Origin of the sequence: Pseudomonas entomophila (assembly GCF_018417595.1) — a bacterium.
Classification (GTDB): Bacteria; Pseudomonadota; Gammaproteobacteria; order Pseudomonadales; family Pseudomonadaceae; genus Aquipseudomonas; species Aquipseudomonas entomophila_C.
This window is the reverse complement of record NZ_CP070982.1, coordinates 1,570,358-1,593,362: the sequence shown is the minus strand read 5'-3', so window position 1 is coordinate 1,593,362 and position 23,005 is coordinate 1,570,358. Positions and strand designations below refer to the sequence as shown.

20 protein-coding genes are annotated in these 23,005 nt (G+C 65.0%); 9 read left to right on the top strand and 11 right to left on the bottom strand.

The genetic code is table 11. The features are described from left to right. A complete protein-coding gene (mupP, locus tag JYG34_RS07005) occupies positions 1 to 672 on the top strand; it encodes an N-acetylmuramic acid 6-phosphate phosphatase MupP (protein ID WP_213660042.1) in 672 nt (223 codons plus the stop codon). Positions 673 to 820: 148 nt separating this feature from the next. Continuing rightward, complete coding sequence (locus tag JYG34_RS07000; RefSeq protein WP_011532766.1) at positions 821 to 1,561, top strand: YciK family oxidoreductase; 741 nt, start codon at positions 821 to 823, stop codon at positions 1,559 to 1,561. Positions 1,562 to 1,695: 134 nt separating this feature from the next. Here the strand turns inward: JYG34_RS07000 and JYG34_RS06995 are convergent, their stop codons facing one another. The 7 genes from JYG34_RS06995 to JYG34_RS06965 form a co-directional block, all read right to left on the bottom strand. Further along, positions 1,696 to 2,481 carry a TenA family transcriptional regulator gene (locus JYG34_RS06995; RefSeq protein ID WP_011532765.1) on the bottom strand — a complete coding sequence of 262 codons (786 nt, stop codon included), beginning with the start codon at positions 2,479 to 2,481 and terminating at the stop codon, positions 1,696 to 1,698. Between the two features lie 38 nt (positions 2,482 to 2,519). Beyond that, positions 2,520 to 4,976 (bottom strand): EAL domain-containing protein, encoded by a 2,457-nt coding sequence (locus JYG34_RS06990; RefSeq protein WP_213660041.1) that lies wholly within the window; start codon positions 4,974 to 4,976, stop codon positions 2,520 to 2,522. A gap of 217 nt (positions 4,977 to 5,193) precedes the next feature. Continuing rightward, positions 5,194 to 7,026, bottom strand: a complete 1,833-nt coding sequence (locus JYG34_RS06985) for an ABC transporter ATP-binding protein (protein WP_213660040.1) — start codon at positions 7,024 to 7,026, stop codon at positions 5,194 to 5,196. Next, on the bottom strand, positions 7,019 to 7,651 hold the full coding sequence (locus JYG34_RS06980; protein ID WP_213660039.1) for a DsbA family protein: 633 nt from the start codon (positions 7,649 to 7,651) through the stop codon (positions 7,019 to 7,021). The genes JYG34_RS06985 and JYG34_RS06980 overlap by 8 nt, the downstream gene beginning before the upstream one ends. A gap of 3 nt (positions 7,652 to 7,654) precedes the next feature. Beyond that, positions 7,655 to 8,587, bottom strand: a complete 933-nt coding sequence (locus JYG34_RS06975; protein WP_213660038.1) for a rhodanese-related sulfurtransferase — start codon at positions 8,585 to 8,587, stop codon at positions 7,655 to 7,657. Positions 8,588 to 8,777: 190 nt separating this feature from the next. Beyond that, positions 8,778 to 9,074: a BolA family protein gene (locus JYG34_RS06970; protein WP_213660037.1), complete on the bottom strand. Its 297-nt coding sequence runs from the start codon at positions 9,072 to 9,074 to the stop codon at positions 8,778 to 8,780. Between the two features lie 10 nt (positions 9,075 to 9,084). Further along, on the bottom strand, positions 9,085 to 9,603 hold the full coding sequence (locus JYG34_RS06965) for a DUF2059 domain-containing protein (protein WP_213660036.1): 519 nt from the start codon (positions 9,601 to 9,603) through the stop codon (positions 9,085 to 9,087). 153 nt (positions 9,604 to 9,756) lie between these two features. Between JYG34_RS06965 and JYG34_RS06960 the strand changes: the two genes are divergently transcribed. After that, positions 9,757 to 11,151 (top strand): class II fumarate hydratase, encoded by a 1,395-nt coding sequence (locus JYG34_RS06960; RefSeq protein WP_213660035.1) that lies wholly within the window; start codon positions 9,757 to 9,759, stop codon positions 11,149 to 11,151. A gap of 101 nt (positions 11,152 to 11,252) precedes the next feature. On the opposite strand, the gene JYG34_RS06955 is transcribed toward JYG34_RS06960, so the two are convergent. Further along, on the bottom strand, positions 11,253 to 12,206 hold the full coding sequence (locus tag JYG34_RS06955; RefSeq protein WP_213660034.1) for a DMT family transporter: 954 nt from the start codon (positions 12,204 to 12,206) through the stop codon (positions 11,253 to 11,255). Positions 12,207 to 12,409: 203 nt separating this feature from the next. Then, positions 12,410 to 13,900 carry a polyphosphate:AMP phosphotransferase gene (pap, locus tag JYG34_RS06950; RefSeq protein WP_213660033.1) on the bottom strand — a complete coding sequence of 497 codons (1,491 nt, stop codon included), beginning with the start codon at positions 13,898 to 13,900 and terminating at the stop codon, positions 12,410 to 12,412. A 124-nt stretch (positions 13,901 to 14,024) separates the two neighbouring features. Between pap and mnmC the strand changes: the two genes are divergently transcribed. The 5 genes from mnmC to JYG34_RS06925 all read left to right on the top strand — a co-directional run bounded on the left by mnmC (position 14,025) and on the right by JYG34_RS06925 (position 21,483). Then, positions 14,025 to 15,995, top strand: coding sequence for a bifunctional tRNA (5-methylaminomethyl-2-thiouridine)(34)-methyltransferase MnmD/FAD-dependent 5-carboxymethylaminomethyl-2-thiouridine(34) oxidoreductase MnmC (mnmC, locus tag JYG34_RS06945; protein WP_213660032.1), 1,971 nt, complete (start codon positions 14,025 to 14,027; stop codon positions 15,993 to 15,995). Between the two features lie 244 nt (positions 15,996 to 16,239). Further along, the gene (locus JYG34_RS06940) at positions 16,240 to 18,027 is read left to right on the top strand and encodes an N-acetylglutaminylglutamine amidotransferase (protein WP_213660031.1); all 1,788 of its coding nucleotides are present in this window, start codon (positions 16,240 to 16,242) and stop codon (positions 18,025 to 18,027) included. Positions 18,028 to 18,030: 3 nt separating this feature from the next. Next, the gene (gene ngg / locus JYG34_RS06935; protein ID WP_213660030.1) at positions 18,031 to 19,776 is read left to right on the top strand and encodes an N-acetylglutaminylglutamine synthetase; all 1,746 of its coding nucleotides are present in this window, start codon (positions 18,031 to 18,033) and stop codon (positions 19,774 to 19,776) included. A gap of 114 nt (positions 19,777 to 19,890) precedes the next feature. Further along, positions 19,891 to 21,075 (top strand): osmoprotectant NAGGN system M42 family peptidase, encoded by a 1,185-nt coding sequence (locus JYG34_RS06930; protein WP_213660029.1) that lies wholly within the window; start codon positions 19,891 to 19,893, stop codon positions 21,073 to 21,075. A 180-nt stretch (positions 21,076 to 21,255) separates the two neighbouring features. Then, positions 21,256 to 21,483 carry a YheU family protein gene (locus JYG34_RS06925; protein ID WP_213660028.1) on the top strand — a complete coding sequence of 76 codons (228 nt, stop codon included), beginning with the start codon at positions 21,256 to 21,258 and terminating at the stop codon, positions 21,481 to 21,483. A 6-nt stretch (positions 21,484 to 21,489) separates the two neighbouring features. Here the strand turns inward: JYG34_RS06925 and csrA are convergent, their stop codons facing one another. Then, positions 21,490 to 21,675 carry a carbon storage regulator CsrA gene (gene csrA / locus JYG34_RS06920; protein ID WP_213660027.1) on the bottom strand — a complete coding sequence of 62 codons (186 nt, stop codon included), beginning with the start codon at positions 21,673 to 21,675 and terminating at the stop codon, positions 21,490 to 21,492. A 124-nt stretch (positions 21,676 to 21,799) separates the two neighbouring features. Next, on the bottom strand, positions 21,800 to 22,615 hold the full coding sequence (locus tag JYG34_RS06915) for an SDR family oxidoreductase (protein ID WP_213660026.1): 816 nt from the start codon (positions 22,613 to 22,615) through the stop codon (positions 21,800 to 21,802). Between the two features lie 206 nt (positions 22,616 to 22,821). On the opposite strand from JYG34_RS06915, the gene JYG34_RS06910 reads away from it, so the two are divergent. Beyond that, positions 22,822 to 22,974 (top strand): DUF3309 family protein, encoded by a 153-nt coding sequence (locus JYG34_RS06910; RefSeq protein WP_009682861.1) that lies wholly within the window; start codon positions 22,822 to 22,824, stop codon positions 22,972 to 22,974. Positions 22,975 to 23,005 lie beyond the last annotated feature (31 nt).

Sequence of the window (23,005 nt, the reverse complement as noted above, 5' to 3'; positions counted from 1 at the left end):
ATGCGCCTGCGAGCAGTACTCTTCGACATGGACGGCACCCTGCTGGACACGGCGCCGGACTTCATCGCCATCTGCCAGGCAATGCTCACCGACCGCGGCCTGCCGACCATCGACGATGCGCGCATCCGCGACGTGATTTCCGGTGGCGCCCGAGCCATGGTCGCCGCGACCTTCGCCATGGACCCGGACGCGGAAGGCTTCGAAACGTTGCGCCTGGAGTTCCTCGAGCGTTACCAGCGTGATTGCGCGGTGCACAGCAAGCTGTTCGACGGCATGCCGGAACTACTGGCCGACATCGAGAAAGGCAACCTGCTGTGGGGCGTGGTCACCAACAAGCCGGTGCGCTTCGCCGAGCCGATCATGCAACGCCTGGGCCTGGCCGAGCGCTCGGCGCTGCTGATCTGCCCGGACCACGTGAAGAACAGCAAACCCGACCCCGAACCGTTGATCCTGGCCTGCAAGACTCTCGACCTCGACCCGGCCAGCGTGCTGTTCGTCGGTGACGATCTGCGCGACATCGAGTCCGGACGCGACGCCGGCACCCGCACCGCAGCCGTGCGCTATGGCTATATTCATCCAGAGGACAACCCCAACAACTGGGGCGCCGACGTGGTGGTGGACCACCCGCTGGAACTGCGCAAGGTGATCGACAGCGCGCTGTGCGGCTGCTGATACCCTCGGCCTGACGTAGAGCCTGTAGGAGCGGGCTTGCCCCGCGATGAGGCTGACCGCGGCAACATCGCCGCCTGGGCGGACGCAATCGCGGGACAAGCCCGCTCCTACAGGGGTGCGTCGCCCACTGATTTCAAGGACAAATCACATGTTCGACTACACCGCCCGCCCCGACCTGCTCAAGGGCCGGATCATCCTCGTCACCGGCGCCGGCCGCGGCATCGGTGCCGCAGCCGCCAAAGCCTATGCAGCACTGGGCGCCACCGTGCTGCTGCTGGGCAAGACCGAGGCCAACCTCAACGAGGTGTACGACCAGATCGAAGCCGCCGGCCACCCGCAGCCGGTGGTCATTCCATTCAACCTGGAAACCGCCCTGCCCCACCAGTACGACGAACTGGCAGTGATGATCGAGGAGCAGTTCGGGCGCCTCGACGGCCTGCTCAACAATGCATCGATCATCGGCCCGCGCACGCCGCTGGAGCAGTTGTCGGGCGACAACTTCATGCGCGTGATGCATATCAACGTCAACGCCACCTTCATGCTTACCAGCACCTTGCTGCCGCTGCTCAAGCTGTCGGAGGACGCCTCGGTGGTGTTCACCTCCAGCAGCGTCGGGCGCAAGGGCCGGGCCTACTGGGGCGCGTATGGCGTTTCGAAGTTCGCCACCGAAGGGCTGATGCAGACGCTCGCCGATGAACTGGAAGGCGTCGCGCCGGTACGCGCCAACAGCATCAACCCGGGCGCCACGCGCACGGCGATGCGGGCCCAGGCCTACCCGAGCGAGAACCCGCAGAACAACCCGCTGCCCGAAGAAATCATGCCGGTGTACCTGTACCTGATGGGCCCGGACAGCAAGGATGTGAACGGGCAGGCGCTGAACGCGCAATAAGCCTTGCGTCGACTGAGCCGACCATTTCACGGGCAAACCCGCCCCCCACAGGATCTACACAACCCTCAAGGGCAGTGACCATTCTGTTGGAGCGGATTTACCCGCGAAAGGCCGGCTCAGACAAACAGAGCGCCTCAACCCGCCGCCAGCGCCGGGCGCACCCGCCCCTGCTGACGCCCTTCCAGCTGCATGCAACGCTCCAGGAACAGGAACATGCAGTCGTAGCTCTTGCAGATCGACCTGCGCAGCTCGGTGCGCAGCCCCAGCGTGGGGTTCTCGCCGGCCAGGGTGCAGATGATCTCCAACGCCTCCCACGGGTGGGCATCGTCGTACTGGGCGTGCATCTTCAACCACTTCATCGCGCGCTTGCGGGTTTCTTCAGGGAAGCCTTGGGCATAGGTGTCGGTCGAGCAGACCACTGCCGACCATTCGCCCGTGGCGCCTTCGATGGCGTAGTTGGTGGCCGCCATCGAGATGGCCAGCGACTCGGTGGCGCACACCCGCCAGCACCAGTCGTTCAGGCCATTGAGCTCGGGCGGCACTTCCTGGGCCTGCAACTCGTGCAGGTGAATGCCATGGGCCTGGCACCAGTGCACCCAGTAGTCGGCATGGTTGAGTTCGACGCGGATGTTGCGCATCAGCCAGCGCCGCGCCATGTCTTCTCCTGGGTGGCGGGCGTAGCGGGTCTTGGTGAGGTTGTGGGCCATGTACAACGAAAACTGTTCGACCACCGGCCAGCCACCTATCAGGTACTGGCGGATGGTGGCCGGCCGCAGCTGGCCATCGCGCAGGCGCTGATAGAACTCGTGCTCGACTACTCGGCGCTTGCTTTCGCGGCAATCCTCGATCAGTTGCTGGGCCCAATCCGGATAACTGGCCGGATCCATCAATGGTCCGATCCTTACGAACGAGTCAATCACTGTCAGCTCCTTGATTCCCTGTGATGACCGGGCAAAGTTCAGCGAAAGGTCCCCGGCGCCCGGTGCAGCAGGGGCCTCGCGGCAATCCGTTGGCGCTGCAGGCTGTCGCAGGTGAAGACCTGCGGGCGTTCGATGAGGTAGCCCTGGGCGTAGTCCACGCCGATCTCCTGCAACGCCTGCTCGATCAACGGCGTCTCGACGAACTCGGCGATGGTCCGCTTGCCCATGACGTGGCCGATGTGATTGATCACTTCGACCATCGCCCGGTTGATCGGGTCATCGAGCATGTCTTTGACGAAACTTCCGTCGATCTTCAGGAAGTCTACAGGCAAATGCTTCAAATAGGCGAATGACGACATTCCGGCGCAGAAGTCATCCAGGGAGAACTTGCAGCCCAGCGCCTTCAATTCATTGATGAATCGAATCGCACTGCCCAGGTTGGCGATCGCGCTGGTTTCGGTAATTTCAAAGCAAATCAGCCAGGGCGGGATGGAAAACTCCTCGAACAGCCGCTGCAGGTACTCGAGGAATTTGTCATCACCGATGCTCGACCCCGACAGGTTGATCGCGCACATCGCCAGCGGCCCCTCACGGCCTTCGTCCAGGCACTGGCGCACCACCTGGAACACACTGCGCACCACCCAACGGTCGAGGGCGGTCATCAGTCCGTAGCGTTCGGCGGCGGGGATGAAGCTGTCCGGCAGGATGGTGCGGCCGTTTTCGTCGTGCAGGCGCAGCAGGATCTCGAGATGCCCGGCGCCCTCCTGCGGCCGCAGGGGTGCAATTTCCTGGGCATAGAGGCAGAAGCGGTTTTCTTCCAGGGCCACGTGCAGACGCTGGATCCACGCCATCTCGCCGAAACGCATGGACAGCTCACTGTCGTCGGCGTGGTACACCTGGACCCGGTTGCGGCCCTTCTCCTTAGCCATGTAGCAGGCCATGTCGGCGGCGCGCAGTGAGGCTTCCAGAGTACCGGGCGGCTGGGCAATGTGCACCAGGCCAATGCTGACCGTAGTGACGAAGGGCCGCCCCTTCCAGACGAAATGCAAGCTTTGCACCGCTTGGCGCAGGTGTTCGGCGATGCGTCCGGCCTGGTCCGGCGGGCAGTTCTCCAGCAGCACGCCGAATTCGTCACCGCCCAGCCGGGCCAGTGTATCGCCCTCGCGCAGGCCGGATTGCAGCACCGCACAGATATGCCGCAGCAGTTCGTCGCCAGCAGCATGCCCACAGGTGTCATTGACCAGCTTGAACTGATCGAGGTCGAGGAACATCAGCGAATGGCGCCCGGCCTGGCGCGCCAAGGCATTGAGCGCCTGCTCCAGGCGATACTCGAACTCGCGCCGGTTGGCCAGGCCGGTGAGCGCGTCATGGGTGGCCTGCCATGACAGGTTGGCGATGTACTGGCGTTCCTGGGTCATGTCGTGCAGCACCACGACGATGCCGCTGACCTGCCCTTCGGTGAGGATGGGCGACCCCACCAGGTTGACCGACACGGTGCTGCCGTCCAGGCGCTGGATCAGCCGGGCGTGCTCGGCACCACCCTTGAGGCTGCCACTGAGCACCTGCTCGACCAAGGTGCGGCTGTCGCTTTCGGCGTTCTCGTCGAGCAGGCTGAACAAGGCCGCCAGGGGCAGCCCCTGGGCCTGGGCGGCCTGCCAATGGGTCAACTGCTCGGCGGCCGGGTTCATGTAGGCGATGCAGCCGTCGACATCAGCAGTGATCACCGCATCACCGATCGACTCCAGTGTGATCTGCGCCCGCTCCTTCTCCTCCTGCAAGGCGATGGCGAAGGCCTGGCGCTGGGCCAGCAACTTGCTCGAGCGCCGCCAGGCCATGGCGATCAGAAACAGCGCCGTGGCCAGGTTGGTGAGCATGAGTACCTTGAGCAGTACCCGCGAGCCTTCGCCCAGCGCATCGCTGAACGCCTTGGCGGCCGGCGTCACGCCATCGTTGATGGCGACGATATGCGCCTTCCAGTCCAGCACCTGCCGCGCCGCGACGTCACCGGCGTTGAAGCCGTCGCGCATCTGCACGGCCAGCACATCGAGCTGGCGCAGGTAGTCGTCACCCACATCCCACAGATCGATGGCCGTTTCCATGTAGCTGATATGGCGGAAATTGCGGTAGAACCAGATGATCCGAGCGACGTCGTCAGGGTGGTTGCCGCCTTGCAGGATACCCGCGCGCGCAGCCTCGAGGTCCGGCTCGGGGCGATCCAGGGCCACACGCAGGTCATGGTCGCCTTTTGGTACGAGGATGGCCCGCTGGTAGCGTTCGAAGGTCCGCGGATCACGGTCTTCGGCATAGAGATTCAAATAGTAGATGGCGTCTTTCTGCGCCTTGGACCACAGGCTCTCGCCCGCCACATAGGCGCGCATGGCGGACAATGCATAGAGGCTCAGGCTGCCCAGCAGCACCTGGAAGACCACAACGGCGACGAAAGGCCAGATGATACCCAGCAGCCTTGGTGCCTCGAGCGTCCGATTTCCCTTCATGTGGTCCCTGTCACTGCGGCAGATAAGGCACGAATCGACCTAGACAAGCACAGCGTAGGCCATTTGCCATGCCTGTGGGAGCGGGATGATCGTCGAAAGTATCAACTCTGCGGTATTGTCGGTGCCTGATGGGGCGCATTCGCGGATAAATCCGCTCCTACAGGGAATGCGCCGCCCTTTTGGGGCCAGCCTTGCTGGCGAAACCCGGCACAGACGCTCAAGTCTGCTGCAAATGCCCGTACAGCTTGGCGTACAGCCCACCTTCGGCAATCAGCTGCTGGTGGCCGCCATCCTCGGCCACGTGCCCGCCGTCGAACACCAGCACCCGGTCGGCCTGCTTCACCGCCGATAGACGGTGGGCAATGATCAGGGTGGTGCGGCCGCTGAGGAAACGCGCCAGCGCTTGGTGCAGGTTGTACTCGGTGGCCGCGTCCAGTGCCGAGGTGGCTTCGTCGAGGATGACCACCTTGGGCTCGGCCAGCACCATGCGGGCAATCGCCAATCGCTGACGCTGACCTCCAGACAAGCGCACCCCGGAACGCCCGACGACGCTGTCCAGCCCCTGGGGCAAGGCGGCGATGGTGGCGTCCAGCTGGGCGATGCGCAGCGCCTGCCAGCAGGCTTCGTCACTGCAGTCACGGCCCATGGTGAGGTTGGCGCGCACGCTGTCGTTGAACAGCGACGGGTGCTGCAGCACCACCGCGACGTTCTCGCGCAACGTCTCCAGGCCAATCTCCTGCAGGCTGGCGCCACCAAAGCGAATAGTCCCGGCCTGGGCGCTGTACAACCCCAGCAGCAACTGCACCAGGGTGCTCTTGCCACCGCCGCTGGCCCCGACGATGGCCACCTTCTCGCCCGGGGCGATGGACAGGTTGAGCTGGTCGAGCACCGGTTCATCCGCGTAGGCAAAACGCAGGTCGCGCACTTCAAGCCCCACCGTCTCGCGCCCGGCGAACGGATCGCTGGCCGCCGGATACTGCGGCTCGTCGGCGCGCGCCAGCAGCTCATTGAGCCGGCTGAGCGCACCGCCTGCCGCGTAGTAGGCGTATTGCAGGTTCAACAGCTGCTCCACCGGCCCGATCATGAACCACAGATAGCTGAACACCGCCAGCATCTGGCCGATGGACAGGTCGGAGAACAGCACGGTAAGCATGGCCGCGGCGCGGAAGATATCGATACCGAACTGGAACAGCAGGCCACTGGCGCGGCCACTGGCATCGCTCTTCCACTGCGAGGCCACGGCATAGTCACGCACCTCGCGGGCGCGCAGGCCCAGGCGCCCGAGGAAATACCCCTGGCGGTTGCCGGCGCGAATTTCCTGGATGGCGTCCAGTGTTTCGGTGAGCGCCTGGGTGAAACGTGCGGTGCTGTCGTTCTCGAGCTTCTTCAGGTGCTTGACGCGCTTGCCCAACTGCACGGTGAAGTAGATCACCAGTGGGTTGAACAGCAGGATCAGCAATGCCAGCTGCCAGTGCATCCAGATCAGGATCGCGGCGGTACCGGTGAGTGTCAGCACGGCCACCAGGAAACGGCTCAGGGTTTCGCCAACGAACTTGTCCAGAGTATCCAGGTCGGTAACCAGGTGGGTGGTCACCGTGCCACTGCCCAGGCTTTCGTATTCCTTGAGCGAAATGCGCTTGAGCCGCTCGATCAGGCGGATGCGCAGGCGGTAGACGATATCCTTGGCCAGCCCGGCGAACAGCTTGGCCTGGACCACGTTGAACGCCAGCGCGGCCAGGCGCAGGCCCAAGGTGGCGCACAGCATCAGGCCGATGTAGCCAGCCGCGACCTGCCAGCCGGAAGGGAGGAAGTTGTTCATCCACTTCAGCGCGGCGTCGCCATGCCCCAGCAGCACCTCGTCCACCAGCAGCGGCAGCAGCAACGGGATCGGCACGCTGCACAGGGCCGCAAGCACGGCCACCAGGTTGGCGGTCCACAGGGCTTTCTTGTGTTGCAGGGCCAGGCGGCGGATTTCCGCCCAGCTCAGGCGATCGGGCACAGCGGGGGGCTTCCCTGGCACAGGGTCTGGCGACCCTGGCAGATCAAGCACAAGCGGCCTGCTGCAGCCAGCGGCCGAGCAAGGGTTGCAGGCTGTCCAGCGGCTGGTAGCCGTTGGTCAGCAGTGCCAGCTGGCCATTGCGCTCGGCGAGCAGCGTGGGAAAACCGGCGATACCCAGGCCCTGCACCCAGGCGAAATCGGCGCTGGTGGCGGCCCGGGTGTCAAGGCTGGCAAAACGTTGCGCGAACGGCTCACGGTCGTATCCGGCCTGCTCGGCCAGATCCACCAGCTGCGGGGCGCGGGTGACGTCCACGCCCTGCTCGTAGAACGAACGCTGGATCAGCTTGAGCAAGCTCCAGGCTCGCAGGTCATCCAGCTCCCGCGCCGCGACCAGGGCGCGGCACGCAGGTTCGGTGTCATAGACGAAACCGTCCGGCATCGCGCCTTCGAAGCGGAACGGTTGCCCGGTGGCATCATGCACGGCCTGCCAATGCTCGAGGATGTACTTGCGGGTCGAGGCGTCCAGGGCGCTGCCGCCGCTGCGCAGGCCGCCCGGCACCAGCCGGGTGCCGACCCCGGCCTCGCGGGCCTGGGCGATCAGCGCCTCGGCCACCGGGGCGAAGCCCCAGCACCAGGAACACATCGGGTCCATCACATAGAGCAGGCGTGCGGACATGCATCAAGCCTCGGCTTTGTAGTTGTAGCCGATCGGGTGCGGCTGGTTGCGCGCCTTGGCCAGCTCGATCTGCTTCTGGCGGTCGATGGCGCTGCGCCGGGTCTTCTCGCTCAGGGTGTCCCAGCAATGCGGGCAGCTCACGCCTGGCGAATAGTGCTCCGACTCACGGTCCTTCACATCGATCGGGTGGCGGCAGGCATGGCACTGGTCATACTCGCCCTCGCTCAGGTCGTGACGCACGGTGACCCGGTTGTCGAAGACGAAGCAGTCGCCGTCCCAGAGGCTTTCTTCCTGGGCTACTTCCTCGAAGTATTTCAGGATGCCGCCTTTGAGATGATAGACGGCTTCGAAGCCCTCACCGAGCATGTAGCTGGACGCTTTCTCACAGCGGATGCCGCCGGTGCAGAACATGGCCACCTTCTTGTGCTTGCTCGGGTCGAAGTTGGCCTTGATGTAGTCGGGGAACTCACGGAAGGTTTCGGTCTTCGGGTCGATGGCGCCCTTGAAGGTGCCGATGGCCACTTCGTAGTCGTTGCGGGTGTCGATCAACAGCACTTCCGGGTCGCTGATCAGGGCGTTCCAGTCTTTCGGGTCGACATAAGTACCCACCGCCTTGTTCGGGTCCACGCCCGGCACGCCCAGGGTGACGATCTCTTTCTTGAGCTTGACCTTGGTGCGGTAGAACGGCTGCTCGTCGCAGTACGACTCTTTATGGTCGACATCCACCAGGCGCGGGTCGTTGCGCAGCCAGGCGAGCAGCGCGTCGATGCCTTCGCGGGTGGCCGACACGGTGCCGTTGATGCCTTCGTTGGCCAGCAACAGGGTGCCTTTGACACCGTTGTCGGTCATGGCCTTGAGCAGGGGCTCGCGCAGTTCGACGTAGTCTTCCAGGGTGACGAACTTGTACAGCGCCGCCACGACGATCGGTTGGGACATGGATGTGCATCTCCAGGTGGTTGCCCTCGTAAGGGGCGGACCGGGTTTGACAAAAGCAAGGGGGCTGCTGCACAGCCCATCGCCGGCAAGCCGGCCCCTACAGGTTTTGTAGAAGCAGGCTTGCCGGCGATGGGCCGCGCGGCGGCCCCCAAGGGAATGACGCGGATTGTACCAGAAGGACGGAAAGGATTCAGTGCCCGCCGCCGGCGCACACCGGCGAGGCTGGCGCCACACCGACCGCCGCCCACTCTTCGGGTGTGTAGGTGTGGATGGCCAGGGCATGGATCTCGCCCATCAGCTCGCCCATGGTGGCGTAGACCTTCTGGTGACGCTTGACGCTGTTCAGCCCGGCGAACTGCTCGCTGACCAGCACCGCCTTGTAGTGCGTTTCCTGGCCACGGCTGTGCATGTGGCTCTCGTTGTGCACTTCAAGGTGCTGGCTGGCCAGCGGCGCCAGTTGCTGTTCGATGCGTTGCTGCATGCTCATCGCGTCAGGCTCACTTCTTCGCCGGTGCCTTGCCGGCATTCGGGTCGAGTTCCTTGGTCATGTCGTCGAGCAGCTTGTTCACCACCGGCACGGCCGGCTCCAGGCTTTGCTGGGTCAGTTGCGCCGATTGCTGGGTGACTTTAGGCATTTCGCGCAGGACTTTCTTGCCCAGCGGCGACTCGTAGAACTTGACCAGGTCGTTCAGCTCGCCTTCGGTGAAGGTGGCGGTGTACAGGTCGACCATCTTCGGCTTGAGCTTCTTCCAGCCGATGGCGTTGTCCAGGGCGGCGTTGGCCTTGGCCTGGTAGCTGTCGAGGACGGATTTCTTGGAGGCGGGCGCCTTGGTTTGCTCGAAACGCTGGGCGAACATCTGCTGGACCTGCATGTACACCGGGGTGCCCAGCTTGTCGGCATTGGCCAGGGTCAGGAATTTCTCGGCGGCAGCATTGTGGCTGGGGGTTGCGGCGAGTACCTGGCCGCTGGCGCAGACCAGGGCAACGGCGGCACAGAGGACACGAAGACGGGTCATTGCATTTCCTTCAAGAAAGAGAGGCGAGTACCTCAGAGTAGAGCATTCTGCGCCGTGATGGCGAAGTGCTCAAGTGGCACGACGAGCGATGGAACCGCGCTGTCGAATCAGGGCCTAAACTGCGATTTCGGACTACAAAGGAGTGAGCGCAGCATGAGCCGTATCGAGACAGACAGCCTGGGCCCGGTCGAAGTTCCGGAGGAGGCCTACTGGGGTGCGCAGACCCAGCGCTCGCTGATCAACTTCGCCATCGGCAAGGAGCGCATGCCGCTCGCGGTGCTGCATGCCCTGGCGTTGATCAAGAAAGCGGCGGCGCGGGTCAATGATCGCAACGGCGACCTGCCCGCAGACATCGCCCGGCTGATCGAACAGGCTGCCGATGAAGTGCTGGATGGCGAACATGACGATCAGTTCCCGCTGGTGGTCTGGCAGACCGGCAGCGGCACCCAGAGCAACATGAACGTCAACGAAGTGATCGCCGGGCGCGCCAACGAACTGGCCGGCAAAGGCCGCGGCGGCAAGGTACCAGTCCACCCCAACGACCACGTCAACCGCTCGCAGAGCTCCAACGACTGCTTCCCCACCGCCATGCACATCGCCGCGGCCCAGGCGGTACACGCGAAGCTGCTGCCAGCGATCGGCGAACTCGCCTCGGGGTTGGCGGAGTTGTCGGAGCGCCACGAAAAACTGGTGAAGACCGGCCGCACGCACATGATGGACGCCACCCCCATCACCTTCGGCCAGGAAGTCTCGGCGTTCGTCGCCCAGCTCGACTACGCCCAGCGCGCCATTCGCGCGACGTTGCCGGCGGTCTGCGAGCTGGCCCAGGGCGGCACTGCCGTGGGCACCGGGCTCAATGCCCCGCACGGTTTCGCCGAAGCCATCGCCGCCGAACTGGCCGCCCTGTCCGGCCTGCCGTTCGTGACCGCGCCGAACAAATTCGCCGCCCTCGCCGGCCACGAACCGTTGACCAGCCTGGCGGGCGCGCTGAAAACCCTGGCCGTGGCGTTGATGAAGATTGCCAACGACTTGCGCCTGCTCGGTTCGGGCCCGCGCGCGGGGCTTGCCGAGGTACGCCTGCCGGCCAACGAGCCCGGCAGTTCGATCATGCCCGGCAAGGTCAATCCGACCCAGTGCGAGGCGCTGTCGATGCTGGCCTGCCAGGTGCTTGGCAACGACGCGGCGATCGGCTTTGCCGCCAGCCAGGGGCACCTGCAACTGAACGTGTTCAAGCCGGTGATCATCCACAACCTGCTGCAATCGATCGCGCTATTGGCCGATGGCTGCCACAACTTCCAGCAGCATTGCGTGGCCGGGATCGAGCCGGATGCCGGGCAGATGGCAGCGCACCTGGAGCGCGGGCTGATGCTGGTGACGGCGCTGAACCCGCACATCGGTTACGACAAGGCGGCGGAAATCGCCAAGAAGGCCTACAGCGAGGGCAAGACCCTGCGGGAGGCGGCGCTGGAGCTGAAGTACCTGACCAACGAGCAGTTCGACCAGTGGGTACGGCCGGAGAACATGCTGGCGCCGGGGGGCAAGGGCTGATCGGTTCATGTGCCGCCCCCTTCGCGGGTAAACCCGCTCCCACAGGGGCCATGGTGATCCCTGTGGGAGCGGGTTTACCCGCGAAGAAGCCAACATGGTCGTCAGCGTGCCTGCGCCCCCCGTGCTTTCCACCCCGCCACCAGCGATGGCCCCAATGCCACCAGCGCCGAGCCCAGCACCACCGTCACCGCGCCCACATACCCCAGGCCATTGATATCCTCGGCCTGCACATGCTCCGGCCACACCCAGGCCGCCAATGCCACGGCCACGAAGGTCACCAGCGGCGTCAGCGCCAGCGTGGCGCTCACCCGTGAGGCCTCCCAATGCGCCAGTGCCTCGGCAAATGCGCCGTAGGCCACCAGGGTGTTGAGGCAGCAGGCCAGCAACAGCCAGCCCTGCACCGGGCTCAGTTGCAGCGCCTCCAGTGGATGCACCCAGGGCGTGAGCAGCAGCGCGCAGCACAGGTAGATCACCATCATCACCTGCTGCGAGTTCCACACGGTCAGCAATTGCTTTTGGCTCAAGGCGTAGAACACCCAGATGCTGGTGGCGAGGATGATGGTCAGCACACCGGTGGTGTAGGTACCGAGCGATGTGAACAGCTCTTCCAGGCGCTGGTTGAAGAACAACCCGAAGCCTGCCATCAACACCAGCAACCCCAGGCCCTGCCCGAGGCTGAAGCGCTCCTTGAACACGAACACACTGGCCACCAGCAGCAGTACCGGCCCGAGCTGCACCACCAGTTGCGCCGTGCCGGGGCTGAGCAGGTTGAGCCCGACGAGGTACAACACATAGTTGCCCACCAGCCCACCCACCGCGACTGCCACCAGCCCCTTGCCCTTGAGGCCCAGGTGCCTGAACGACGGTAGCCGTCGATTGGCCGCCAGCCAGGCGAACAGCAGGCCACCCGAGACGCTCAAGCGGTACCAGGTGACCGTTACCGGGTCCATCACCTGCAGTACCTGCTTGAGCTTGATCGGCAGGATGCCCCAGAGAAAGGCGGTCAACAGAGCCAGCGACAGGCCATGGACCCAGCGTCCGGAAGAGATGTGCATGGTGTCCTCGGTCAGGCCGGTAGCGGGGGAAGTGCAGTCTAAAGGGTTGGCGGGAGAGAAGTGGCGGGAAAAGATTTCATCAGGTCATTCCTTCCGGGCATGCCCGATACGAACGTGTCGCCCTCTTCGCGGGTAAACCCGCTCCCACAGGTTTGCGACAATCCCTGTGGGAGCGGGTTTACCCGCGAAGAGGGCGGCACGGATCAATTCTTGTCTTTGGTGAACGCCGCCTCCAGGGCCTCGTTGATCGTGCGCAGCACCTTCACCCGCGCCCAGCGCTTGTCGTTGGCCTCCACCAAGGTCCACGGCGCGATCTCGGTGCTGGTGCGGTCGACCATGTCGCCCACCGCCTCCGCGTATACATCCCACTTGTCACGGTTACGCCAGTCTTCCTCGGTGATCTTGTAGCGCTTGAACGGGATCTGCTCGCGCTCCTCGAACCGCTCGAGTTGGGTTTGCTGGTCGATGGCCAACCAGAACTTGACCACCACCACCCCGGCATTGCGCAGCTGTTCCTCGAAATCGTTGATCTCGCCGTAGGCACGCATCCAGTCGGCCGGGCTGCAGAAACCCTCGACCCGCTCCACCAGCACCCGGCCATACCAGGAACGGTCGAAGACGGTGAACTTGCCGCGCGCCGGGATGTGCCGCCAGAAGCGCCAGAGGTACGGTTGGGCACGCTCTTCCTCAGTGGGCGCGGCAATCGGCACGATGCGGTACTGGCGCGGGTCCAGCGCCGCCGCCACGCGGCGAATCGCCCCGCCCTTGCCTGCAGCGTCGTTGCCTTCGAACACCGCCACCAGCGCATGCCGGCGCATGTGCTTGTTACGCAGAAGCCCCGCCAGGCGCGCCTGTTCGGTGACCAGTTGTTCCTCATAGTCGCGCTTGTCCAGGCGCTTGCTCAGGTCGAGCGCACCCAGCAGGCTCTTCTGGTCGATGCTGCGCCCCAAGGGTGCGACGTTGCCCTGGTGCTTGAGCGGCTTGTTGCCCAGTGCCGCCTGCAGGCTCTCCAGCAGGATGCGCCCAACGGCCAGGCTGCGGTAATGCGGGTCGACGCCTTCGATCACGTGCCAGGGCGCATAGTCGCGGCTGGTGCGGCGCAGCACACGCTCGCCGAAGCGTACGAAACGGTCGTAGGTTTCCGATTGCTGCCAGTCCAGCGGGCTGATGCGCCAGTTGTGCAGCGGGTCTTCCTTCAGCGCCTTGAGCCGCGCCTTCATCTGCTTCTTCGACAGGTGGAACCAGAACTTGATGATCAGCGCGCCCTCGTCGCAGAGCATCTGCTCCAGGCGCTCGGCACCAGCGATGGCCTGGTCGAGCACGGCGTCCTTGAACTGCCCATGCACGCGGCCTTCGAGCATCTGGCTGTACCAGTTGCCGAAGAACACGCCCATGCGCCCTTTCGGTGGCAACGCCCGCCAGTAACGCCAGGCCGGCGGGCGCGCCAGCTCTTCATCGGTCTGCTGGTCGAAGGTGCGCACCTCGATCAGCCGCGGGTCCATCCATTCGTTGAGCAGCTTGACCGTCTCGCCCTTGCCGGCACCTTCGATGCCGTTGATCAGCACGATCACCGGGAACCGCGACTGCTGCTTGAGCTCGTACTGGGCTTCGAGCAGCGCCTCGCGCAGGGCGGGGACTTCTGCTTCGTACGTTTCCTTGTCGATGCTGTGGCCGATTTCCGCGGATTCGAACATGGGGGACTCCGTCAATGGATCTTTTACAAGCTACAAGCTTCAAGCTGCAAGAAATAGCAGGTCGTGCCACTATTCGCTTTTTTCTTGCAGCTCAAAGCTTGCAACTTGCGGCTTGTATATGACCATGTCCGACACCTCCCTCCCTCAAAATGCCCAGATCGACTGGGACGACCAGGGCCGTCCCCACTCGCGGCAATACAACGATGTCTATTTCGCCATCAATGAGGGCATCGACGAGACCCTGCACGTGTTCATCGAGCAGAACCATCTGCGCCAGCGCTTCGCCGAACTGAAGCCGCACGACTGCCTGGTGATCGGCGAGACAGGCTTTGGCACCGGCATGAACTTCTTCTGCGCCTGGCAACTGTTCGCCGAACTGGCCCCGGCCGGGGCACGCCTGCACTTCGTCAGCGTCGAAAAATACCCGCTGAGCCGCGACGACCTCGCCCGTGCCACGCAGCTTTGGCCAGAGCTGGCTGCGTTCACCCAGCCGTTGCTCGAACAGTACGTAGCGATCCACCCAGGCTTCCAGCAGTTCAGCCTCGACGGAGGCCGGGTCACCCTGACCCTGATGATCGGCGATGCGCTGGAGCAGTTGCCGCAGCTCGACGCTCATATCGACGCCTGGTTCCTCGACGGCTTCGCCCCGGCAAAGAACCCCGACATGTGGACGCCCGAGCTTTTCACCCAGCTGGCCCGCCTGTCGCGGCCGGGGACCACGCTGGGCACCTTCACCACCACCGGTTGGGTGCGCCGCTCGCTGATCGAAGCCGGCTTCACCATGAAGAAGGTGCCGGGCATCGGCAAGAAATGGGAAGTGATGCACGGTGTATACACGGGCGCCGCAGCTTCGCCGGCCGCGCCTTGGTATGCACGCCCGACCGATTTGCCCGGCCCACGCGAAGCGCTGGTGATCGGTGCCGGCCTGGCCGGCAGCGCCACGGCCAGGAGCCTGGCCGAGCGTGGCTGGCAGGTCAGCGTGCTGGAGCGCCACGCCAGCCCGGCCCAGGAGGCCTCGGGCAATCCACAGGGCGTGCTGTACCTCAAGCTTTCCGCCCACGGCACCGCCCTCTCGCAGATGATCCTCTCAGGCTTCGGCTACACCCGCCGCTGGCTCGAACACCTGCAACGCGGCCAGGACTGGGACGCCTGCGGCGTACTGCAACTGGCCTTCGACGATCAGGAAGCCGCACGCCAGGCCAAGCTGGCTGCTGCGTTCGACGCAAGCCTGCTGCAGCGGCTGGAACGCGACCAGGCCGAGGCTGTGGCCGGCATCGCCCTGGCCTGCGGTGGCCTGTTCTATCCCGAAGGCGGCTGGGTGCATCCACCGGCCTTGTGCCAGGCGCAGCTCGGGCATCCGAATATTCGCCTGCTCAACCACCACGAAGTGGTCGAACTGCGCAAGGCCGATGGCCTGTGGCAGGCCTGGGATGGCAAGCGCCTGCTGGCCAGCGCGCCGCTGGTGGTGCTGGCCGGTGCCGCCGATGTGCGGCGCTTCACGGCCTGCGCCGAGCTGCCGCTCAAGCGTATCCGCGGGCAGATCACCCGCCTGCCGGCCACCGAGGCCAGCCGCGAGCTGCGCACGGTGGTCTGCGCCGATGGCTATGTCGCGCCGCCGCGTGGCGACGAGCACACCCTCGGGGCCAGCTTCGACTTCCACAACGAAGACCTCACACCGACCACCGCGGAGCACCAGGGCAACCTCGGGCTGCTGGAGGATATCTCGACCGACCTGGCCACGCGCCTGGCTACCGCCGAGCTTGATGCCGAACAGCTCGAAGGGCGCGCGGCGTTTCGCTGCACCAGCCCCGACTACCTGCCCATTGTCGGGCCGGTCGCGAATGTCCAGGCGTTCAACACCACCTATGCCATGCTGGCAAAGGATGCACGACAGGTGCCGGATATCGCCTGCCCGTGGCTGGATGGGCTGTACGTCAACAGCGGGCATGGATCGCGCGGGCTGATCACGGCGCCGTTGTCGGGCGAATTGATCGCGGCGTGGGTCTGCGGCGAACCGTTGCCGGTCCCCAGGGCCGTTGCCGAGGCGTGCCATCCCAACCGCTTTGCCTTGCGCCGCCTGATTCGCGGCAAGTAGTGGATTGTTCGCCGGTTGGGCGATCCGATACGACCACTGTGGGAGCGGCTTTAGCCGCGATCACCCGCGAAGCGGGTGCCAGGCACGGTGACGCCCGCATTGCGGCTGAAGCCGCTCCTACAGGGCACTCGCGCACCACCCTATATAACAGATCGATATAAAACTCTCGCAGCTCACCCATGTCCTTCACTAGGTGCCCGGAATAAAGGGCGCACCTCCCCAACGGCAAAACCGGTAAGGAATTATGTGCGGATTAGCAGGAGAGTTACGTTTCACCCCCCTCGACCAAGCCCCACGCCCGGCGGACCTCGCCGCCGTGGAGCGCATCACCCACCACCTGGCACCCCGCGGCCCCGACGCCTGGGGCTTCCATAGCCAGGGCCCGATTGCCCTCGGCCACCGCCGACTGAAGATCATGGATCTGTCCGACGGCTCGGCCCAGCCCATGGTCGACACGCCCCTGGGGCTGTCGCTGGCCTTCAACGGCGCGATCTACAACTTCCCCGAACTGCGCCAGGAGCTTCAGGAGCTGGGCTACCACTTCCACTCGGACGGCGACACCGAAGTGCTGCTCAAGGGCTACCACGCCTGGGGTGCGGCACTGCTGCCCAAGCTCAACGGCATGTTCGCCCTGGCCATCTGGGAGCGCGACAACCAGCGCCTGTTCCTGGCCCGCGACCGCCTCGGCGTCAAGCCGCTGTACCTGTCGCGCAACGGCGAACGCCTGCGCTTCGCCTCGACCCTGCCGGCGCTGCTCAAGGGCGGCGATATCGACCCGATGATCGACCCGGTGGCGCTCAACCACTACCTCAACTTCCACGCCGTGGTACCCGCGCCGCGCACCCTGCTGGCCAATGTGCAGAAGCTCGAACCCGGCACCTGGATGCGTATCGACCACCACGGTGAAGTCGAACGCCAGGCCTGGTGGCAATTGCACTACGGCCCGAACCCGGATGAGCGCGAACTCGACCTCGAAGGCTGGACCACCCGGGTGCTCGATACCACACGCGACGCAGTGGCGATCCGCCAGCGCGCGGCGGTGGATGTCGGCGTGCTGTTGTCTGGTGGCGTCGACTCCAGCCTGTTGGTCGGCCTGCTGCGCGAAAGCGGGATCGATGACCTGTCGACCTTCTCCATCGGCTTCGAGGATGCCGGTGGCGAGCGCGGTGACGAGTTCCAGTACTCCGACCTGATCGCCCGCCATTACGGCACCCGCCATCATCAACTGCGCATCGACGAACACGAGATCATCGAACAGTTGCCGGCGGCGTTCCGCGCCATGAGCGAACCGATGGTCAGCCATGACTGCATCGCCTTCTATCTGCTCTCGCGGGAAGTCGCGAAGCACTGCAAGGGCGTGCAGAGCGGCCAGGGCGCCGACGAGCTGTTCGCCGGCTATCACTGGTACCCACAGGTCGACGGCGCCGAAGACGCATTCAGCGCCTACCGCGCCGCCTTCTTCGACCGCAGCCACGACGAATACCGCGAGACCGTGCAAGCGCCCTGGCTGCTGGAGAGCGATGCCGCAGGTGACTTCGTGCGCGAGCACTTCGCTCGTCCGGGTGCGCCCGATGCGGTGGACAAGGCCCTGCGCCTGGACAGCACGGTGATGCTGGTGGACGACCCGGTCAAGCGCGTGGACAACATGACCATGGCCTGGGGCCTGGAGGCGCGCACGCCCTTCCTCGACTACCGCCTGGTCGAATTGTCAGCACGCATCCCGGGCCGCTTCAAGCTGCCTGATGGCGGCAAACAGGTGCTCAAGCAGGCTGCGCGGCGGGTCATCCCCCATGAAGTGATAGACCGCAAGAAAGGCTATTTCCCGGTACCCGGCCTCAAGCACCTGCAAGGCGCGACACTGGACTGGGTGCGCGAACTGCTCACCGACCCCAGCCAGGACCGCGGCCTGTTCAACCCGGCGATGCTTGATCGCCTGCTGAGCAACCCGCACAGCCAGCTCACCCCGCTGCGCGGCTCCAAGCTGTGGCAGCTGGCCGCCTTGAACCTGTGGCTCAGCGAGCTAGGAATCTGACCGATGAAAGCTCACGAAATCGCCTACGGTCAGCGCCTGCTGCGCGGCCAGGCGCCGTCCTACGAGCGCCTGCAGGCGCGCCTGGCCGGTGACGGCAATCAACCTCACGCTCAGCCACGCGCGGTGCACTGTGGCTGGGGACGGTTGCTGATCGGGCACACCTTCCCCGACCCGGTCAGCCTTGCCGAGGCCCTGTTGGAAGAACAGACCGGCGAGCGCGATATCGCCTTGTACGTGGCCGCCCCCCAGCAGGTACTGGCCCAGGCGCCGCAACAACTGTTCCTCGATCCGTCCGATACCCTGCGCCTGTGGTTCACCGATTACCGCCCCGCGCAACGGGTATTCCGCGGCTTCCGCATCCGTCGCGCGCAAGGCGCCGCCGACTGGCAGGCGATCAACACGCTGTACCAGGCACGCGGCATGTTGCCGGTGGATCCTGAGTTGCTCACCCCGCGCCACCTTGGCGGCCCGGTGTACTGGTTGGCCGAGGATGAAGACAGCAACGCAGTGATCGGCAGTGTCATGGGCCTGGACCATCACAAGGCCTTCGACGACCCCGAGCATGGTTGCAGCCTTTGGTGCCTGGCCGTCGACCCGCACGGCACGCGCCCGGGCGTCGGCGAGGTGCTGGTCCGCCATCTGGTCGAACACTACCTGAGCCGGGGCCTGGCCTACCTCGACCTCTCGGTGCTGCACGACAATCGCCAGGCCAAGCGCCTGTACCACAAGCTCGGTTTTCGCAACCTGCCGACGTTCGCGATCAAGCGCAAGAATGGCATCAACCAGCCGCTGTTCCTCGGGCCGGGGCCTGAGGCCGGGCTCAACCCCTATGCCCGGATCATCGTCGACGAGGCGCTGCGCCGCGGCATCGATGTGCAGGTAGACGATGCCGCCAGCGGCCTGTTCACCCTGAGCCTGGGCGGGCGACGCATTCGCTGCCGCGAATCGCTCAGCGACCTGACCAGCGCCGTGACCATGACCCTCTGCCAGGACAAGTGCCTGACCCGCAAAGTGCTGCACGCTGCCGGTCTGCAAGTACCGGCGCAGCAACTGGCGGGCGCCGCCGACGACAACCAGGCGTTCCTCGACGAGCATGGCGCGGTAGTGGTCAAACCGGTGGACGGCGAACAAGGCCAGGGGGTAGCGGTGAACCTGGGCCGCCTCGACGAACTCGACCAGGCCATCGAACAGGCGCGGCGCTTCGACAGCCGCGTGTTGCTGGAGAGTTTTCACCCAGGCAGCGACTTGCGCATCCTGGTGATCGGCTACGAAGTGGTGGCCGCCGCCATCCGCCATCCGGCGCAGGTGATTGGCGACGGCAGGCACAACCTCCACGCGCTGATCGACGCCCAGAGCCGCAGGCGCCAGGCCGCCACGGGCGGCGAAAGCCGCATCCCGCTGGACGACGAGACCGAGCGCACACTCAAGGCCGCGGGCCTGGGCTACCACCATGTGCTGCCGGCCGGTCAGCGCCTGGCCGTGCGACGCACCGCCAACCTGCACACCGGCGGCACGCTGGAGGACGTCACCAGCCGCCTGCACCCGGTGCTGGCCGATGCCGCCGTGCGCGCCGCCCGTGCGCTGGAGATCCCGGTGGTGGGGCTGGATTTCATGGTCCGCGATGCCGAGCATCCGGACTACGTGATCATCGAAGCCAACGAGCGCGCAGGGTTGGCCAATCATGAGCCACAGCCCACCGCCGAACGATTCGTCGACCTGCTGTTTCCCCATAGCCGGCCATTGATGTGAGCCCGTGCTGGCCTCTTCGCGGGCAAACCCGCTCCCACAGGCGCCGTACCTGCAGGAGCCGGCTTTGCCGGCGAAAGGGCCCGCAGACACGACATAACGCCTAAGGAGTGTGCCATGCCTTCATGCCCCCCCGAACCCAACCTCGACTACCTGAAGAAGGTCCTGCTGGAAATGCTCGCCATCCCCAGCCCCACCGGCTTCACCGACACCATCGTGCGCTATGTGGCCGAACGCCTGGACGAGCTTGGCATCCCCTACGAGCTCACCCGCCGCGGTACCATCCGCGCCACCCTGAAGGGCCGCCAGAGCTCGCCCGATCGCGCCGTCGCTGTGCACCTGGACACCATCGGCGCCAGCGTGCGCCAGTTGCAGGACAACGGCCGCCTGGCCCTGGCCCCGGTGGGCTGCTGGTCGAGCCGCTTCGCCGAGGGCAGCCGGGTCAGCGTGTTCACCGATACCGGCGTGTTTCGCGGCAGCGTGCTGCCATTGATGGCCAGTGGGCACGCGTTCAATACCGCCATCGACCAGATGCCGATCAGTTGGGACCACGTAGAGGTGCGCCTGGACGCCTACTGCGCCACCCGCGCCGATTGCGAGGCGCTGGGTATCGCCATCGGTGACTGCGTGGCGTTCGACCCGCTGCCGGAATTCACCGAAAGCGGCCATATCAGCGCCCGCCACCTGGACGACAAGGCCGGCGTAGCCGCCCTGCTGGGCGCGCTCAAGGCCGTGATGGAAAGTGGTCGCCAGCCGCTGATCGACTGCCACCCGCTGTTCACCATCACCGAGGAGACCGGCTCCGGTGCTGCGGCCGCCCTGCCCTGGGATGTCAGTGAGTTCGTCGGTATCGACATCGCCCCGGTGGCACCGGGGCAGGCCTCCAGCGAACATGCGGTGAGCGTGGCCATGCAGGATTCATCCGGCCCTTACGACTACCACCTGTCACGCCACTTGCTCAAGCTTGCCGGCGACCAGGGCCTGCCCGTGCGCCGCGACCTGTTCCGCTACTACTTCAGCGACGCCCATTCGGCGGTGACCGCGGGACACGATATCCGCACCGCCCTGGTCGCCTTCGGCTGCGACGCCACCCACGGTTACGAACGTACCCATATCGACAGCCTGGCGGCGCTCAGCCGCCTGCTCTCGGGCTACCTGCTCAGCCCACCGGTGTTCGCCAGCGACTCGCAGCCGGCCCATGCCTCGTTGGAGCGTTTCAGCCACCAACTGGAGCACGATGCGCAGATGGAGAGCGAGACACGGGTACCGGCGGTGGACAGCCTGGTGGGTAACAAAGGTTGACGAGCTTTCTCTGTAGGAGCGGCTTCAGCCGCGATGCACGCGCCGCGATATCCGGCACCCGCTTCGCGGGTGATCGCGGCTGAAGCCGCGCCTACAAAGGTTGCGCCGGTTCAATGAGTGACTGCGCATGTCCGCAGATTTCACGTAGCATGCACCCACGCCCACCACTGCACCCAGACCATGCTGATCCCCCACGACCAACTCGAAGCCGAAACCCTGACCCGCCTGATCGAGGACTTCGTCACCCGCGACGGCACCGACAACGGCGACGACACGCCCCTGGAAACCCGCGTACTGCGCGTGCGCCAGGCACTGGCCAAGGGCCAGGCGTTCATCCTGTTCGACGTGGAAAGCCAGCAATGCCAGCTACTGGCCAGGCATGACGTGCCGCGCGAGCTGCTGGGCTGACGCCCATCAGGCTTGCTGCTTCACCTGGGCCAACGCCTTGATTCGCTTGTACACCTCGACCCGGTGCACCTCGACATGACGAGGGGCCTGGATGCCGAAGCGCACCTGGCCGTTTTCCACCGCCATCACCTGGATCTTGATGTCATCGGCGATGACAATCACCTCACCGATCTCGCGTCCGATTACCAGCATGCTCCGATCCTCCAGCTACAGGGAAAATCGGAGACTGCACCCTGGCCTTTTGCCTACACAATCGTTCGCCAGACAAATAGACCGTTCCTACCAGCGACAGTAAAAGATCCTACAGCCACACCGCTCAGTTGCCGCTTCTACGAGACTTCGCCCGCATCTTGACGGCCATGTCCGCCATCTCATCATAGAGACGCTGCGGTGCCTGGCACTTGAGCTGCCAGGCTTGGCGCCCAGCCTCATGGGGCAGGATCAGGAACTCGCCCGCGGCCACCCGCCCATGAATGTGCTCGGCAATGTCGGCGGCGTTGATGGGCGAACCTTCCAGCAATTTGCCGACCTGTGCCTTCATTGCCGGGTCTGGTCCACGAAACGAGTCGAGCAGGTTGGTCTGGAAGAACGACGGGCAGACCACATGCACCGCGACCTCCGACTGGCGCAGTTCCACCAGCAGGCTTTCCGACAGCGCCAGCACACCGGCCTTGGCCACGTTGTAGTTGCTCATGCCCGGCCCTTGCATCAATGCGGCCATCGAAGCGATGTTGATGATCCGCCCCTTGCTGCGCTCCAGCAGCGGCAGGAAGGCCTTGCACCCCTTGACCACCCCCATCAGGTTGACGGCGATCTGCCAGTCCCAGTCCTCCAGCGACAACTCGGCGAAGAAACCGCCCGAAGCGACCCCGGCATTGTTGACGATCACGTCGATGCCCGCGAACTTCTCCTCGCAGGCCTGGGCCAGGGCCGTGAGCTGGCTGTAGTCGCGCACATCGCAGCGCTGGATGAAACCATCGCCACCGGCCTCGCGCACCTGCTCCAGCGTCTCGCGCAACCCTGCTTCGTTGATGTCCGCCAGCGCCAGGCGCCAACCATCACGGGCCCAGCGCAGGGCAATCTCGCGGCCAAGGCCGGAACCGGCACCGGTGATCATCATTCGGTTGTGCATGGGGAAATCGGGTCCTGATCGGTGGGTTTGGCCAGGAGTCTAGCCACAACCCGGGGGGCCGCGGTGCGGCATCAGGATGCTGAATAAGGGGATATCGCGGGCCGGTGGTCGCGATCCGATTGAATCTTTGCCCACCTGCGACAGTCGCACACAGTAAGCGCCCAGCATTCCGAGGCCCTGCCCCTCAACCACGCAAGGACTCCACCATGACCACGATCCTCATCATCATCCTGATCCTGCTGCTGATCGGTGGCTTGCCGGTCTTCCCGCACTCGCGCAGTTGGGGCTATGGCCCTTCCGGCATCGTTGGCGTGGTGCTGGTGGTACTGCTGGTGCTGTTGCTGCTCGGCCGGATATGACAGCCGGCTCACCCGCCCTGCAATGCCAACC